Annotated in this window: 14 protein-coding genes; 8 read left to right on the forward strand and 6 right to left on the reverse strand. The window is 46.0% G+C overall.

Annotation, left to right across the window (positions count from 1 at the left end):
• Nucleotides 1-14 precede the first annotated feature (14 nt).
• The 3 genes from dnaN to gyrB all read left to right on the forward strand — a co-directional run bounded on the left by dnaN (nt 15) and on the right by gyrB (nt 4,717).
• Entirely contained in the window at nt 15-1,115 is a 1,101-nt protein-coding gene (gene dnaN / locus AC4IFB_RS04930; RefSeq protein ID WP_490779538.1) for a DNA polymerase III subunit beta, read from the forward strand.
• Nucleotides 1,116-1,163: 48 nt separating this feature from the next.
• Nucleotides 1,164-2,234: a DNA replication/repair protein RecF gene (gene recF / locus AC4IFB_RS04935; protein WP_490779539.1), complete on the forward strand. Its 1,071-nt coding sequence runs from the start codon at nt 1,164-1,166 to the stop codon at nt 2,232-2,234.
• Between the two features lie 77 nt (nt 2,235-2,311).
• Entirely contained in the window at nt 2,312-4,717 is a 2,406-nt protein-coding gene (gyrB, locus tag AC4IFB_RS04940; protein ID WP_490779540.1) for a DNA topoisomerase (ATP-hydrolyzing) subunit B, read from the forward strand.
• A gap of 65 nt (nt 4,718-4,782) precedes the next feature.
• On the opposite strand, the gene AC4IFB_RS04945 is transcribed toward gyrB, so the two are convergent.
• The 6 genes from AC4IFB_RS04945 to AC4IFB_RS04970 form a co-directional block, all read right to left on the reverse strand.
• Nucleotides 4,783-5,505 carry a lysophospholipid acyltransferase family protein gene (locus tag AC4IFB_RS04945; RefSeq protein ID WP_490777674.1) on the reverse strand — a complete coding sequence of 241 codons (723 nt, stop codon included), beginning with the start codon at nt 5,503-5,505 and terminating at the stop codon, nt 4,783-4,785.
• Nucleotides 5,502-6,053, reverse strand: a complete 552-nt coding sequence (gene gmhB, locus AC4IFB_RS04950) for a D-glycero-beta-D-manno-heptose 1,7-bisphosphate 7-phosphatase (RefSeq protein ID WP_490777675.1) — start codon at nt 6,051-6,053, stop codon at nt 5,502-5,504. The genes AC4IFB_RS04945 and gmhB overlap by 4 nt, the downstream gene beginning before the upstream one ends.
• Before the next feature lie 17 nt (nt 6,054-6,070).
• Nucleotides 6,071-6,406 carry a nucleoside triphosphate pyrophosphohydrolase family protein gene (locus AC4IFB_RS04955; protein WP_490777676.1) on the reverse strand — a complete coding sequence of 112 codons (336 nt, stop codon included), beginning with the start codon at nt 6,404-6,406 and terminating at the stop codon, nt 6,071-6,073.
• Nucleotides 6,403-8,493, reverse strand: a complete 2,091-nt coding sequence (gene glyS, locus AC4IFB_RS04960; protein WP_490779541.1) for a glycine--tRNA ligase subunit beta — start codon at nt 8,491-8,493, stop codon at nt 6,403-6,405. Before glyS ends, AC4IFB_RS04955 begins: the two co-directional genes overlap by 4 nt.
• On the reverse strand, nt 8,486-9,424 hold the full coding sequence (gene glyQ, locus AC4IFB_RS04965; RefSeq protein WP_490777678.1) for a glycine--tRNA ligase subunit alpha: 939 nt from the start codon (nt 9,422-9,424) through the stop codon (nt 8,486-8,488). The genes glyS and glyQ overlap by 8 nt, the downstream gene beginning before the upstream one ends.
• A gap of 263 nt (nt 9,425-9,687) precedes the next feature.
• Nucleotides 9,688-10,137 carry a DUF2780 domain-containing protein gene (locus AC4IFB_RS04970; protein WP_490779542.1) on the reverse strand — a complete coding sequence of 150 codons (450 nt, stop codon included), beginning with the start codon at nt 10,135-10,137 and terminating at the stop codon, nt 9,688-9,690.
• A 197-nt stretch (nt 10,138-10,334) separates the two neighbouring features.
• Here AC4IFB_RS04970 and AC4IFB_RS04975 point away from each other — a divergent pair, with 197 nt between their 5' ends.
• From AC4IFB_RS04975 to AC4IFB_RS04995, 5 genes are all read left to right on the forward strand, one after another.
• A complete protein-coding gene (locus AC4IFB_RS04975; RefSeq protein WP_490777680.1) occupies nt 10,335-11,378 on the forward strand; it encodes a tRNA (5-methylaminomethyl-2-thiouridylate)-methyltransferase in 1,044 nt (347 codons plus the stop codon).
• Nucleotides 11,366-11,605, forward strand: a complete 240-nt coding sequence (locus tag AC4IFB_RS04980; protein ID WP_490777681.1) for a sulfurtransferase TusA family protein — start codon at nt 11,366-11,368, stop codon at nt 11,603-11,605. Before AC4IFB_RS04975 ends, AC4IFB_RS04980 begins: the two co-directional genes overlap by 13 nt.
• 5 nt (nt 11,606-11,610) lie before the next feature.
• The gene (locus AC4IFB_RS04985; protein ID WP_490777682.1) at nt 11,611-12,747 is read left to right on the forward strand and encodes a cation diffusion facilitator family transporter; all 1,137 of its coding nucleotides are present in this window, start codon (nt 11,611-11,613) and stop codon (nt 12,745-12,747) included.
• 341 nt (nt 12,748-13,088) lie between these two features.
• Nucleotides 13,089-14,495: a glutamate--ammonia ligase gene (gene glnA, locus AC4IFB_RS04990; protein WP_490777683.1), complete on the forward strand. Its 1,407-nt coding sequence runs from the start codon at nt 13,089-13,091 to the stop codon at nt 14,493-14,495.
• Nucleotides 14,496-14,606: 111 nt separating this feature from the next.
• Entirely contained in the window at nt 14,607-15,110 is a 504-nt protein-coding gene (locus AC4IFB_RS04995) for a DUF4124 domain-containing protein (RefSeq protein WP_490779543.1), read from the forward strand.
• Nucleotides 15,111-15,195 lie beyond the last annotated feature (85 nt).

Here is a 15,195-nt window from a genome sequence, read left to right on the forward strand (position 1 = left end):
GCTGAGTGGATAACATGAAAATTAGCACCGATCGGGACAACTTGCTTGCACCACTACAGAAGATAGCTGGCGTTGTAGAACGAAGACAAACACTTCCAATACTGGCAAATATTCTTGTAAACGCTAACAACGGTCAGTTAAATCTCACTGCAACTGATCTGGAAGTGGAACTCAAAACTCAAACAGAAGCTGAGTGTGAGGGCGATACTGACTTCACAATACCTGCCAGAAAGCTACTCGACATCTGTAAGGCGCTTCCAGAGTCCGCTCCCATCACACTGGATGTATCTGACGATAAGGTAAAGTTACAATCAGGTAGAAGTAGATTTTCTCTTAGTGTGTTACCAGCTCGCGACTACCCGGTAATAGAGCCAACACCCAGTAGTTCAGTTTTTTCGATAAAAGAGTCAATTCTAAATACACTCATTGAAAACACTCAATTTGCTATGGCACAGCAGGATGTTCGCTACTACCTAAACGGGATGTTACTCGAATTATCCGGGGGTGATATCAGAACAGTAGCCACTGATGGGCATCGCCTGGCAATGAGTCAGTCACTCAAAGCGATTGAGGAACAAATCAATCTACAAGTTATTCTGCCTCGTAAAGCAGTTATCGAACTGAGTCGTCTATTAAGTGACAGCGAAGATGAGATCAAAGTTGAGCTAAGCAACAGTTATATTAAAGTACTCTTTGAACAAACCGTTTTTACATCAAAATTAATAGATGGGCGATTTCCTGAATACCAACGTGTAATGCCTTCTGGATCTGACAAAGAAGTTGAAGCGGAAAAGAGCACGATTAAACAGTCACTGACAAGAGCTTCAATTCTATCGAATGAAAAGTATCGTGGCATACGCTTTCATCTAAAACCAAATTTACTCGAACTCCAGGCCCATAATCCTGAACAGGAGGAGTCTGAAGAAGAGCTTGAGGTAACTTACCAGGGAGATGAGCTGAAGATAGGCTTTAATGTTGGATACCTTCTTGATGCAATATCTGCTATTAAGGAAGAGACCATCATCATAGAGCTAAAAGATACAAACAGCAGTGCACTGATCTACGGTAAAAATAACAAGGATAGTAAATACGTCGTAATGCCCATGAGAATTTAGTAAACAGTTATACAAATACTAAAGATCAGCGACACACTGCATTAAAAATTGCACCTGCTCAAACTAAAGATTCAAAATCTCCGCAACATAAAAAGTGCGGAGATTTTCCCCAAACCAAAAGTAAACATAATTCTTGGTAAGAACGGCGCAGGTAAAACAACCCTCCTTGAATCAATCTATCTACTCGCAAGAGCAAAATCATTCCGACAAAGTCAAAATAGAAATCTTATTTCAGAAAATGAGTCAGAACTCATAATCTATTCCGAAATCACCAGAGATGACTCATCACTGAATAGAATCGGGCTAAGTAAGAAAAAAGAGAAAACAACAGTTCGAAAAGATGGTAAAAAAATTATTCGTCTTTCAGATCTAGCCAGTACCATCCCACTAACTATTATTACTCCAAACATACAGCGCATTGTAGAAGAGGGGCCTGCCCATAGAAGAAAACTTTTAAACTGGGGATTGTTCCACGTGGAACAATCATATGGAGAAATGGCACTACGCTATAAAAAAACTATTGACCAAAGGAATAGTGCACTAAGAAAAAATAGAAAAGAACTCCCCATTTGGACAAAACAGCTGGCTGTAATTGGTGAGGAGCTAAACCAACTCCAGAAGAGCTATCTAAAAAAATGGAATAATTGTTTAAACGAACTTTCAGAAAATCAGAGTTTAGGAAGTCAATACAGACTCGAGATGCAAAATGGTTGGAAAAAAGGGCTTTCACTTTTACAGGCCCTAGAAGATCAGACCAACTCTGATTTGGAAAGAGGTTTCACAACCCCTGGACCACATAGACTAGATATTAAGATTACTGTTGAAGATAGATTAACTAAGAACTTTTTTTCAAGAGGACAGAATAAAATACTCGCCTTGAATATGATGCTTGCTCAGACAATGCTACTTAAAAGAGAGAATAAAGAGTCTCCAATCATTCTTGTCGATGATTTTCAGTCAGAGCTTGATAGAGATCACTACGAACAGGTTCAAAATCAGATATCTGATCTGAATGTACAAACCTTTATAACTTCCTTGACTAAAGAAAACGACAAATTCTTCAAGCGTGAGGAGATTGGTATGTTCCACGTGGAACATGGAATTATCAAAGAATGCTAAATGAGTCGTGTATCGACTGAAAGTGTAGGTATAATAACGGATTATCATCTACATGGGTTCTCTCTACGGAATAATTAATGACTTACGATTCCTCGAATATAAAAGTGTTGAAGGGTTTGGATGCGGTAAGAAAGCGTCCTGGTATGTACATCGGTGACACGGATGATGGTACAGGTCTTCACCATATGGTATTCGAAGTTGTCGATAACTCAATTGATGAAGCACTCGCGGGACACTGTAACGAAATTAAAGTGACTATCCACTCTGATCAGCGAGTGACTGTTAGTGATAACGGTCGCGGTATTCCTGTTGATGAGCATCCAGAGGAAAAAAGATCAGCTGCAGAGGTCATTATGACGGTGCTGCATGCTGGGGGGAAATTTGATGATAACTCCTATAAGGTATCTGGCGGACTGCACGGCGTTGGAGTATCTGTTGTTAATGCGCTTTCAGAAGAGCTGAAGTTAAAGATCAGACGCCAGGGAAAGGTTTGGGAGCAGACCTATCAGCATGGTGTTCCTGTATCTGATTTGAAGGAGACAGGTGTAACAGAGAAGAGTGGTACCAGTGTGACATTCTTTCCGAGCAGCGGTACCTTCAGTAATATCGAGTTCCACTACGATATTTTGGCAAAAAGGCTACGTGAACTCTCTTTCCTTAATTCAGGTATTAAAATTCATCTGAAAGAAGAGGCGACGGGAAGGGAGGACGTTTTCGAATATATTGGTGGAATACTTGCCTTTGTAGAGCATCTGAATCGAAATAAGTCACCACTGCATGAGCAGGTTTTCAGCTTTTCAGATGAGCGGAACGATATTGTTGTCGAGATTGCTATGCAGTGGAATGAGTCTTATCAAGAGAGCATTTTCTGCTACACCAATAATATTCCTCAGCGTGATGGTGGTACCCACCTTGCGGGCTTTAGAGCAGCACTCACTAGAACATTGAATCAATATATCGAGCAGTCCGGTCTCTCTAAGAAACAGAAAGTAAATACATCAGGTGATGATGCTCGTGAGGGCTTGACCGCAGTATTGTCGGTAAAGGTGCCAGATCCAAAATTTTCATCGCAAACAAAAGATAAACTTGTCTCTTCAGAAGTCAAAGGTGTCGTAGAAAATCTACTTGCTGATAATCTGAGTGATTTCCTTCTGGAAAATCCTGGTGAAGCAAAGAGTATCGCTGGGAAAATGATAGATGCGGCTCGTGCCCGGGAAGCTGCTCGTAAGGCAAGGGAGATGACCCGCAGAAAGGGTGCACTGGATATAGCAGGTTTACCTGGTAAGTTGGCTGATTGCCAAGAGAAGGATCCCGCTTTATCTGAACTCTACTTGGTGGAGGGTGATTCTGCCGGTGGATCTGCAAAGCAGGGCAGGGATAGGAAGTTTCAGGCTATTCTTCCTCTGAAGGGTAAAATACTGAATGTCGAAAAGGCGCGTTTCGATAAGATGCTATCTTCTGCAGAAGTAGGCACCTTGATTACTGCGTTGGGTTGTGGCATTGGTAGAGAAGAGTTCAATCCGGATAAGTTGCGCTATCATCGCATTATCATCATGACTGATGCTGATGTGGATGGTGCTCATATCAGAACTCTACTGCTTACCTTTTTCTATCGTCAGATGCCTGAGCTGATCGATCGCGGTCATGTCTATATTGCTCAGCCACCTCTTTATAAAATTAAGAAGGGTAAACAAGAACAGTATTTGAAAGATGATCAGGATCTGAATAACTACTTTCTTCAATCAGCACTCGATAATGCAGCATTGATTGTAACAACAGGTGCACCACCTCTATCAGGTGAGAGCCTTGAGAATATGGCAAGATCCTTCTTGGTGGTTATGGCAAGTATTAACCGTCTTTCACTACGTTATGATGCTGATCTACTCGAAAAGCTGATCTATATGCCAAAGCTTGAAGAGAAGATGATTGAAGAGCAAAAAGAGATCGATGCCTGGATCAAAGAACTTGAAGGAAGATTAAATACCGATCTTGGTATTTCTGAGTCATGCACTTTGCAAAAGATTGATGAAGCTGATGGCGATGATGCTGGTTTGCTTCTGGTTAGAAAAGTTCATGGCATCGGAAATGAACACTTTATTCCCTTCGATTTTTTCAACAGCGTTGAATATAGAAAGATTGTCGAGTTAGGGACACAGCTCAATGGCTTGTTGAGTGATGATGCTGTTATAAAAAGAGGCGAAAAGGAGCAGCCAGTCGCTAGTTTCAAGCAGGCCCTGAACTGGCTTATGGATGATGCAAAGCGTGGTCAGCACGTGCAACGTTACAAAGGCTTGGGTGAGATGAATCCTGAACAGCTTTGGGAGACAACGATGAACGCTGAATCACGTCGTCTTCTGCAAGTCAGCATTGAGGATGCAGTCGCAGCAGATCAGATCTTCGCTACGCTTATGGGTGATCAGGTAGAACCACGCCGCGATTTTATAGAAACTCATGCTCTGACTGTTGAAAATCTGGATGTATAAGCTATCTGATCTGAATTAAGTTAGTAAGTGCACACTTACCTTTCAGAGGCGGGTTTATAGATATTTCAGCCTCTATCACTGGGTAAATTTTCTACTTCTGTCTCGATCCACTCCTCAGCAATCTGGTTGATTTCTGAGGCAGATTTACCGGTAGATTCGATCATTGGTCCGATCGAGACATCTATTACACCAGGGTATTTGCGAATATCCCGACGTCGCCAGAATACGCCAGCATTATGAGCCACAGGCATAACTGGATATTCAGACTTCTCTGCCAAAATTGCGCCACCAATTCCATAACGTTTACGGGTTCCAGGAGCGACTCTTGTTCCCTCCGGAAAGACAATCACATGGTTGCCAGATTTGAGTCGTTCAATGCCCTGTTCGATGATCTGTTCTACAGCTTTGCGGCCCGATTTTCTATCAATCGCAATAGGTCTGAAGTGAACCATTATCCAGCCGAAGAAAGGCACGTAGAGCAGCTCTCGTTTCAGAACCCAGGACTTTGGACCAGGTATCAGGCTGACTAGCGCTATGGTCTCCCAGGCTGACTGATGCTTGGCAAAAATGATGCAGTTCTCTTTGGGTAAGTTTTCCAGTCCCTTTATTTTATAAGTTAACCCACAAAAGAATTTGAGTGCCCAGAGATTGATACGGCTCCATGTAGTATCGAAAAGATGTATCTGTTTGCTGGGGAGCACCCATCCTAAGAGACTACCCAATCCTGCGATCAATATTGTATTGATGACCAGAAAAGTGAAAAAGAGAATTGAACGAAGAAGAATCATTTATGCTCACTTTCTTTGATAAGTTTCACTGAAAAAGAGTAGAGATCATCATAAACAGGAATATCTGCAAGGAGACCGCTTAGCTGAGTTAGTGTCTTCTCACCATTGCCACTGCGAACAAGAATCGGTTGAGCTTTTACTTCTACTGCTGCCTGAAGATCTCTGAGTGAATCACCAACAACTGGTATATTCTCCAGTACAGTATGAGTCCGCTCTTCAATGGCTTTGAATAGTCCAGGATTTGGCTTGCGGCAGCTACAGTTATCATCTGGACCATGGGGACAAAAGAGTATGCCCTCAATATGACCGCCGACCTGTTGAACTGCATCGAACATTTTTCGATGAATCGCATTCAAGGCCTCTATATTGAACAAGCCTCGTGCCAGCCCAGACTGGTTGGTTGCAACGAAAATCCGGTAGCCGGCACGGCTGAGTCGAGCGATCGCCTCAAGACTACCTTCGATTGGATGCCACTCGTCGGGGTGCTTGATATAGCTGTCAGAATCCTTGTTGATTACACCATCCCTGTCGAGGATTATTAATTTCATTAAGTGAGTACTTACTTTCAGTCTACATCTCTGAATTCGGAGACACGTATTCGGCCGTTGACCATTCTTGAATCTCTCTTATCGAGTTTTTGCATCTTCTCCCAGAAGGCTTGATTGAGATCGAAGTCCTGGGCTATTGCAGTGCCCATCACCAGTATCAGTAGATCAGCCACCTCTTCAGCCAGAGCCTGTTTGGATTTTCCTTTGGTGACACATGATGAGATTTCGCCTAACTCTTCAGCCATTAATGCAACCCGGTAGGTCATCTCTTCACCACCGGTTTCGCGAAAACGGTGTTTGTCATGAAAGGATTGAACCGCAGTTAGCATCTGTTCGTAGGAGTCTTTGCTCATGTCTGTTGTTCCTCTATCTGTAGACGGGTGATATCAGCAACAGAGAGGAACAGACGTTCAAGTTGAGCGAGTAGGGAGAGCCGGTTGGTTCTGAGCGATTGATCATCGGTCATGACCATCACCTGGTCGAAGAAATTGTCGATAGGTTCTTTCAGACCGGCCAGAATTTGCAGGCCTTTTGCATACTCTCCCTGTTCAAACAGAGGTTGTACCATAGGCGCCAGTTCATCCATTTTCTCGGCAAGAAGGCGCTCGGCCTGGTCTTGATAGAGGGCTGGATCAGCAGATTCTGTAAGTTCCTCACTGCTCTTTTTAAGGATGTTGCGAATGCGCTTGTTTGCTGCTGAAAGGCTCTCTGCTTCAGGAAGTTTGCAGAATGCCTGCATGGCCCATATACGTCGGTCAAAATCAGCAAGGGTTTCAGGTGTCACATCGGCTACTGACTGAAACAGATCAAGAGTGACGCCAAGATCGGTATAGATACCTTTCAGGCGATCCAGCATAAAGTGGTAGACTGATTCAGCTATCTTCTCTTCAGTCAGACTTCCAGCAAGAGAACTTACTACTGACTCAAGTAGTTCCGGTAGGTTTAATGTAAGTGAGTGCTCACGTATTATACGCAAAGCACCTAGAGCAGAACGCCTTAGTGCAAAGGGGTCCTTATCACCGGTAGGTCGCTGACCTATGCCAAATATACCGATCAGGGTGTCGAGTTTCTCTGCTAAAGAGATGGCGATGCCGGTGGTAGTTTTCGGTAGCTGATCACCGGAAAATCTTGGCATATAGAATTCATCCAGTGCCTGAGCCAGCTCATCAGATTCATTGTCTCTTTTTGCCTGATAGCGCCCCATGATCCCCTGCATCTCGGGAAATTCATAGACCATATCGGTGGTAAGGTCACAGCGACTGAGCAGGCCCGCTCGATAAGCAAGATCTGCATCGCCACCAATTTGAGTAGCAATGGTTTTTGCCAGATTAGCAACCCGTTGGGATTTGTCGAACATACTGCCCAGTTGATTTTGAAAAACCACCTGTTTCAGAGATTCCAAACGATCTTCGAGACTTTTCCTGCCATCCTGCTCCCAGAAGAACATGGCATCAGCCAAGCGGGGCCTGATCACTCTTTCATTGCCCTCACGGATCAGTTCCGGTTGGGGACTACTGATATTGGCGATGGTGATGAAGTGGTTCATCAACTTGCCTTCGGCGGTGAATAGAGGAAAGTACTTCTGGTTACCCTTCATGGTAGCGACCAGTGCTTCCTGGGGTACTTCAAGAAAACGCTCTTCAAAACTGGCTGAAACAGGAACCGGCCACTCGTTGAGTGCAGTCACCTCGTCCAACAGATCAGGATCCAGGTCGGCACTACCTCCCAAGGCAGCTGCACTGCTCTGCACAGATTCAGCAATTTTAGATCTGCGCTCTTCAAAGCTGGCAATTACATAGCCCAGATCCTGTAGGACTGAAGCGTAATCCTGAGGATTGTATAGGGTGATGGCGCCTGGGTGGTGAAAACGGTGGCCATAGGTCAAGCGATCAGATTCTGCATCCAAAAGTGTGCATGGAACGACCTTTTCTCCGAGAAGAAATACCAGCCAGTGCACAGGGCGTACAAATTGTGCTTCTGAGGCACCCCAACGCATTCGTTTGGGGATTGGCAACTTGTTGAGCGCTTGAGTGGCAATATCAGGTAACAGCTCTTCAGCTGATTTACCTTTTGTGGCCAATTTGTAGGTCAACCACTCGCCTTTATCTGTTTTAAGTCGTTGCAGTTGATCCACGGTTGTCTGGCAGGATCTGGCAAAACCTTCTGCAGCCTTGGTTGGATTACCTGCGTCATCAAATGCAGCTTTAATAGCCGGACCACGTCTCTCCATTTCACTGTCGGGCTGGCGTAGTGAGCATTCACTTACTAGCAGGGCCAGGCGTCTCGGTGAGGCAAAACTTTCAACTTTGCCATGTTCTAAATTTGCCTGATTGAGACCAGCTATAAAGGTCTCAGTAAAAGATTGACTCAGGCGTTTCAGTGCTTTGGGAGGAAGCTCTTCTGTACCTAGTTCGAATAACAGGTCTGCTTGATCAGCCATTAGCAGCCTCCTGGGACGATTTGAGCATGGGAAAACCGAGTCGTTCTCGAGCATCGTAGTAGGCTTGGGCTACCGCCCGTGCCAAGGCGCGAACACGCAGGATATAGCGCTGGCGTTCGGTGACAGAAATTGCATGACGTGCATCGAGCAGATTGAATGTGTGTGAAGCTTGAAGCACCTGCTCATAGGCAGGCAGGGGCAGACCCGCTTCTATCAGTTTTTGTGAGACAGATTCACACTGGTCAAATTGAGCAAACAGATAGTCCACATCGGCATGTTCAAAATTGTAGGTAGATTGTTCAACCTCATTTTGATGAAACACATCGCCATAGGTCACGATGCCTTGAGGACCTTCAGTCCATACAAGATCATATACGCTCTCGACCCCCTGCAGATACATGGCAATTCGTTCCAGACCATAGGTGATCTCACCAGTAACAGGGCGGCAATCGAGTCCACCGACCTGTTGGAAATAGGTAAACTGGGTGACCTCCATGCCATTCAGCCAAACTTCCCATCCTAGTCCCCAGGCTCCGAGGGTTGGAGATTCCCAATTATCCTCTACGAAGCGGATATCATGCACATTGAGATCGAGCCCCAACATCTGCAAAGAACCCAGGTAGAGTTGCTGTATATTCTTTGGTGATGGCTTCATCACAACCTGGTACTGATAGTAGTGCTGCAGCCTGTTTGGATTTTCACCATAGCGACCATCTGTTGGACGACGTGAGGGCTGGACATAGGCAGCGTTCCAGGGTTCAGGCCCTATTGAGCGTAGAAATGTTGCGGTATGGAAGGTGCCAGCACCCATTTCCATATCGTAGGGTTGCAGAATGATGCACCCCTGGTCTGCCCAATATTCCTGAAGCGCGAATATCAGTTCCTGAAAAGTTTTTATGTTTCGCTGATTTGGTTCTGAAGCTCGAGTCACAACGAGGCCCCGTTGATGTGGATGAAAACGGCGTAAGTATAACGATGCCGCCTTACAATGGCTAACTTACGGGCGGTTATGCTGGTTTAAGCCACATTTTAAAGGAAGAATTGAGGGGGATCTGAGAATGGATATAGGGTTCCAGAGGCTATTTAGAGGTAATCCCCGGTCTGTTAAAAACTCAGTGGGCTGTCGGAACATTACAGAATATACCGCAAGTCCCACCAGGTTTAACCGGAGATTACCATTATCAGTCACTCTACTTAGAGTGAAAGAGCACCTTTCATCAAAGACATAACAGTGTCACCGCCTTGTGTTTGAAGAAAGTCGAGAACGATGGGCATAAATTTTCCGACCATATCTGAATCCATACCCAGATTACCGAATGATGAGGCGAGGTTAGCCAGATTTCCTGCTGAGCTGTTATCCCCAAGCATTGAAGCAACAGCACCAACTGCGCCAGACTCTTTACCTGAAGACTGGGCGCCGGACATCATCTCTTCAATACCGGGTACAACAGAAGCTATTTGCGAAAAATCTCCTTCTGAAAGATTGCTCTGAGCCATTTTAAACAGGGAGCCTGCGCCACCTGAGGCCTGTTCCGTACTAACCCCAAGCTGACTGGTGAGTGCTGACAACAGATCATTTGCGAAGACCGTGGCGGTGGAAAAAAGCAGTGAGATTGCAAAAAGCGTACGTGCGATATTTTTCATTATTCCTTCCTCAGGTTTATATTCATGTATGGGCATTATATTCGCAAAAAGGGTTTTGTAGTTTCCCTGAATTGTAAAAGGGTGTTGCAGATTGAGAGTGTAAATGGGGTATTTAGCCAATTTTACGCTAGCCTTTGCCCATCCTATGCCAGGACGATTCAGGGTATAATTGCCATTTTGGCTAATGATGATATCTCATGAGTGAGCAAAGAAAGGCTGTTGCACTGATTTCCGGGGGGCTGGACTCGCTTTTAGCTGCCCGCGTCATTCAAGAGCAGGGTATACATGTTGAAGGCATTAACTTCTTTACCGGTTTCTGTGTAGAGGGGCACACTCATGCCATTCGTAAAAAGGATCAGAACAAGGCTAAGCGCAATAATGCCCTTTGGGTCGCTGAACAGCTGGGTATGAAGTTGCACATTGAAGATATCGTTGAAGATTACAAACAAGTTCTGACCAAGCCAAAGCATGGTTATGGCGCCAATCTAAACCCCTGTCTCGACTGTAAGGTCTTCATGGTTCGCAAAGCCCATGAGTGGATTCAGAAGAGAGGCTTCGATTTCATTATTACCGGAGAGGTAATTGGTCAGCGTCCGATGTCACAGCGAAAAGAGACCATGCCGATCATTTCCGATGAGTCTGGCGCCAATGATCTTTTGTTGCGGCCTCTCTGCGCAAAAAATCTGCCGGAGACTCTGCCTGAACGTGAAGGCTGGGTGGATCGTGAGCAGCTCTTCGATTTCTCAGGTCGCAGCCGTAAACCTCAAATGGCACTTGCCGCCAGTTTTGGTTTTGAGGACTATGCACAACCTGCAGGTGGCTGCTGTTTTCTTACCGATGAGCAGTATGCTGTCAAATTGAAAGATCTATGGCAGGCCCGCGGCAGTCGTGAGTATGAGATGGATGATATTATGTTGTTGAAGGTCGGTAGACATCTGCGTCCATCTCCTCACTATAAAGTGATCATTGCTCGTGAAGAGGGAGAAGCGAATTTTCTGCAAGGGTACAGAAAAAGCTTTCCACACATCAAGACAACCAGTCACGGCGGCCCACTGGCGCTTATAGATGGCGAGATATCTGATACGGATGTTGAGTTGATCGGTAGGCTGGTTGCCCGCTACAGTCAGGGTAGAGATGCTGATCAAGTGATTTTGGAGTTTACCAATAAAAGCGGTGACTCCCGTGATATACATTCAGTACCCCTGAAACCCCATGAGATACCCAAAGAGTGGCTGATTTGAATCGTCATCAGATTGATTGCCGGCGAATGCTCTGTCCAATGCCGGTTATCAAGGTGCAGAATGCGGTCGAGTCGTTGCCGGTTGGGGCGCTTGTAGAAGCTGTCTGTACCGATCCTGGTGCTTTGAACGATATTCCTGCCTGGTCAAGGATCAACGGTCACCGGGTAGTGGAGACGCGAACAGATGATGGTGAGTATATTGTGGTAGTTGAGGTTGTGGGCGAGTAGATATCATGAAAAGTGATCAACGCTATGAAATGAGCCGCAAGGCAGCGATTGTGGGAGCCATCACAAACAGCGTGTTGGCGCTATTGAAAATACTCTTCGGTTGGTTGGGTCACTCACAATCATTGATCGCTGATGGCATTCACTCTCTCTCTGATTTGCTGACGGATGCCCTGGTGCTGTTCACGGCACGCCATGCAAATGAGGAACCGGATGAAGAGCACCCTTATGGACATGGGCGATTCGAGACGGTTGGCACCTTAGTACTCGGCGGTTTCCTGATCACTGTTGGGGTTGGCATTGTCTGGGATGCTGTATTTCGCCTCTTCTCTCCTGAAGAACTACTGGTACCGGAAACCCTGACACTCTATGTGGCGGCGTTCTCCATCCTGGCGAATGAAGCCCTCTTCTTCTACACCCGTTATCTGGCAAATCTCATCAATTCAGATCTGTTGCGGGCTAACGCCTGGCACCATCGCAGTGATTCAGTATCCTCCATTGTGGTTCTGGTTGGTATCGGAGGCACCATCCTTGGCCTGCCCTATCTGGACGCAATTGCAGCTGTACTGGTTGGCTTGATGGTAGTGAAAATCGGGTGGGAACTCGGCTGGCAGGCACTACATGAACTAGCAGATGCCGGGCTTGAGGAAGAGTCACTAGAAGAGATACGCAAGGTCATTGGCAGCGTTTCCGGGGTGAATAATGTGCATATGTTGCGTACCAGGAAGCTGGGCGGGCATGCACTTGCTGATGTCCATGTGCAGGTTGATCCCTGGTTGAGCGTTTCCGAGGGGCATAGAATTGCAGAAGTTGTTCAGTATGGATTGATTGATGGTGTCGATGTTTTGGAGGATGTTACTGTCCACATCGATCCCGAAGATGATGAGGCCGGACCCTCGTGTGCAAAACTGCCATTGCGAGAAGAAGCAGAAAAATTACTACTCTCCCACTGGTCTGAGATGGCCTGTTTCGATGAGCGGATGCGCATAGTGCTGCACTACCTGTCAGGAAAAATTGATGTGGATATCTATCTACCGAGCCACTGTTTCAAGTCAAGTGAAAGTGCGAGTGAACTGAAATCCGATTATCAAAAGGCCATTGAAGGATCTGAACTGTTCAGAACGGTTCAGGTCTGGTTTGGTTAGCACTAATCTGGTGCATTGATAATATTGGACGCACTACAATTGTGCGTCGTTCCAGGTTTGTACTTTTTTTCTAATTCATAGCTAGCAGGAAGCCAATCTAAGGACCCGTATCAGTTTTCTTTTTTGTATATAATAACCTATTAATTTCGCAGAATATTTCTATTGCTTAGGCTTAGCAGCCAAAGGTGAGTATTTCGCTATCATTATCAGTTTTTACCCATGGCATGATTCATGCTCTAATGCGTATTCCAAAGCGTCTGGTATAGTTGCCTGGCCGCCAAAGCTAATGAGTAGCTGATACTTGCTCAGCATTGTGTAAACCAAAACTCTTGGAGAATGAGATGGCCTCGAAAGCCCTTAAGATGATCAAAGACAATGACGTGAAATTCGTTGATCTCCGCTTTACCGATACTCGCGGTAAGGAGCAGCACGTTACTCTGCCAGTCAGTGAGATCAACGAAGAACTGTTCACTGATGGCAAGATGTTCGATGGTTCATCCATCTCGGGCTGGAAAGGTATTAATGAGTCGGACATGATTCTGATGCCTGAGGATGCCACTGCAGTCATCGATCCTTTCGCTGACGAGAATACGGTGAACATTCGCTGTGATATTCTTGAGCCTGCCACCATGCAGGGCTACGAGCGTGATCCTCGTTCTGTTGCCAAGCGTGCAGAAGCCTATCTGGCATCAACAGGAATTGCTGATGCTGCATTCTTTGGACCAGAGCCAGAATTCTTCGTGCTCGACGATGTTCGCTGGAGCGTCGATATGAGTGGTTCCATGGTGAAGATCGACTCTGAAGAGGCTGAGTGGAACTCTGAGCGTGTCTATGAAGATGGTAATATCGGTCATCGTCCCGGCGTCAAAGGCGGTTACTTTCCAGTACCCCCAGTAGATTCACTGCACGACCTGCGTGGTGCCATGTGCCTCGCCATGGAAGAGATGGGCGTACCTGTTGAAGTTCACCATCACGAAGTTGCTACTGCCGGTCAATGTGAGATCGGTACCCGTTTCAGTACCCTTGTAGAGAGAGCTGACTGGGTTCAGATACAGAAATACTGTACCTGGAATGTTGCCCACGCCTACGGCAAAACCGCGACCTTCATGCCTAAGCCAATCGTTGGTGACAACGGCTCTGGTATGCATGTGCATCAATCCCTATCTAAAGGTGGAGAGAACGTATTTGCAGGTGATCAGTATGGTGGCCTGTCTGAAACTGCGCTCTACTATATCGGCGGCATCATCAAGCATGCCCGCGCTCTGAACGCTTTCACCAATGCTTCTACCAACTCTTACAAGCGTCTGGTTCCAGGTTTTGAAGCACCAGTAATGCTGGCTTACTCCGCACGTAACCGCTCAGCTTCAATCCGTATTCCATGGGTATCAAGCCCTAAGGGTCGCCGTGTTGAGGTTCGTTTCCCTGATCCAACAGCCAACCCCTACCTGGCTTTCGCAGCCATGATGATGGCTGGCCTGGACGGTATCCAGAACAAGATCCATCCTGGCGATGCAATGGACAAGGATCTGTATGATCTGCCAGCTGAAGAGGCTGCAAGCATTCCAACAGTTTGTCATAGCCTTGATATGGCTCTGGAAGCACTCGATGCAGATCGTGACTTCCTCACAGCTGGTGGCGTTTTCACTGATGACCTGATCAATGGCTATATTGATCTGAAGATGGAAGAAGTGACCACCATGCGTATGACCACACATCCTGCTGAATTTGATATGTATTACAGCCTCTGATATTACAATCCGGGTTGATGTGTAGTTAAAACGCCCCCCTTCATCGGGGGGCGTTTTTTTTGCGAACTTCGTCGCTTGTTAGTTTTGCTCTGAATGTCTATGCTTGGCACTATGCGTATCGTAATCATATTAGTTATTCTTCTGCTTTCTCAGCCGCTTATGGCCAGAGATGTCTATAAATGGGTTACTGAGGATGGAGAGGTCGTCTACTCTGAATCCTATCAACCGGGCGCAGAGAAGATCCGTGTGAGTGATGAAAAGAGAAAATCATCCCTGAATGTGGAAAATCTGGATAAAGAGTCCGAAGCTGCGGCTACTGGTGAATATACCAATTTCGACATTGTTCAGCCGGGCAATGATGAGACCATACGCAGTGCCGAAGGATCGGTTTCCGTTGGTCTTTCCATCTCTCCTCCTCTGGGAAGCGGTCACATCATTCATCTCTATGTGGATGGTAGAAAACTTGACTCTGATATCACAACCTCGCAGCTGGTTTTGCAGCAGCTCAGTCGGGGCACACATACCCTTAATGCTGAGATCCTCGATGCAGAGGGTAATAAGATGAAAGAGACTGGCAGTACCACCTTCCATCTTCGCCAAGCTGAAGTTGAGTAATACCTCTTCCCTGTTTTACGGTTGCTTTAGAGCTGCTGATTACTCACGCGTCTACAGCTGGGTCAACCAGTAGCTCATGATGCGC

It is taken from the genome of Candidatus Thiodiazotropha sp. AKIB8 (assembly GCF_058244675.1).

Bases quoted from the DNA above. Each gene is read 5' to 3' on its own strand.
- dnaN (WP_490779538.1), top strand. From the start codon at position 15: ATGAAAATTAGCACCGATCGGGACAACTTGCTTGCACCACTACAGAAG.
- gyrB (WP_490779540.1), top strand. From the start codon at position 2,312: ATGACTTACGATTCCTCGAATATAAAAGTGTTGAAGGGTTTGGATGCG.
- AC4IFB_RS04945 (WP_490777674.1), bottom strand. From the start codon at position 5,505: ATGATTCTTCTTCGTTCAATTCTCTTTTTCACTTTTCTGGTCATCAAT.
- gmhB (WP_490777675.1), bottom strand. From the start codon at position 6,053: ATGAAATTAATAATCCTCGACAGGGATGGTGTAATCAACAAGGATTCT.
- AC4IFB_RS04955 (WP_490777676.1), bottom strand. From the start codon at position 6,406: ATGAGCAAAGACTCCTACGAACAGATGCTAACTGCGGTTCAATCCTTT.
- glyS (WP_490779541.1), bottom strand. From the start codon at position 8,493: ATGGCTGATCAAGCAGACCTGTTATTCGAACTAGGTACAGAAGAGCTT.
- AC4IFB_RS04970 (WP_490779542.1), bottom strand. From the start codon at position 10,137: ATGAAAAATATCGCACGTACGCTTTTTGCAATCTCACTGCTTTTTTCC.
- AC4IFB_RS04975 (WP_490777680.1), top strand. From the start codon at position 10,335: ATGAGTGAGCAAAGAAAGGCTGTTGCACTGATTTCCGGGGGGCTGGAC.
- AC4IFB_RS04985 (WP_490777682.1), top strand. From the start codon at position 11,611: ATGAAAAGTGATCAACGCTATGAAATGAGCCGCAAGGCAGCGATTGTG.
- glnA (WP_490777683.1), top strand. From the start codon at position 13,089: ATGGCCTCGAAAGCCCTTAAGATGATCAAAGACAATGACGTGAAATTC.
- AC4IFB_RS04995 (WP_490779543.1), top strand. From the start codon at position 14,607: ATGCGTATCGTAATCATATTAGTTATTCTTCTGCTTTCTCAGCCGCTT.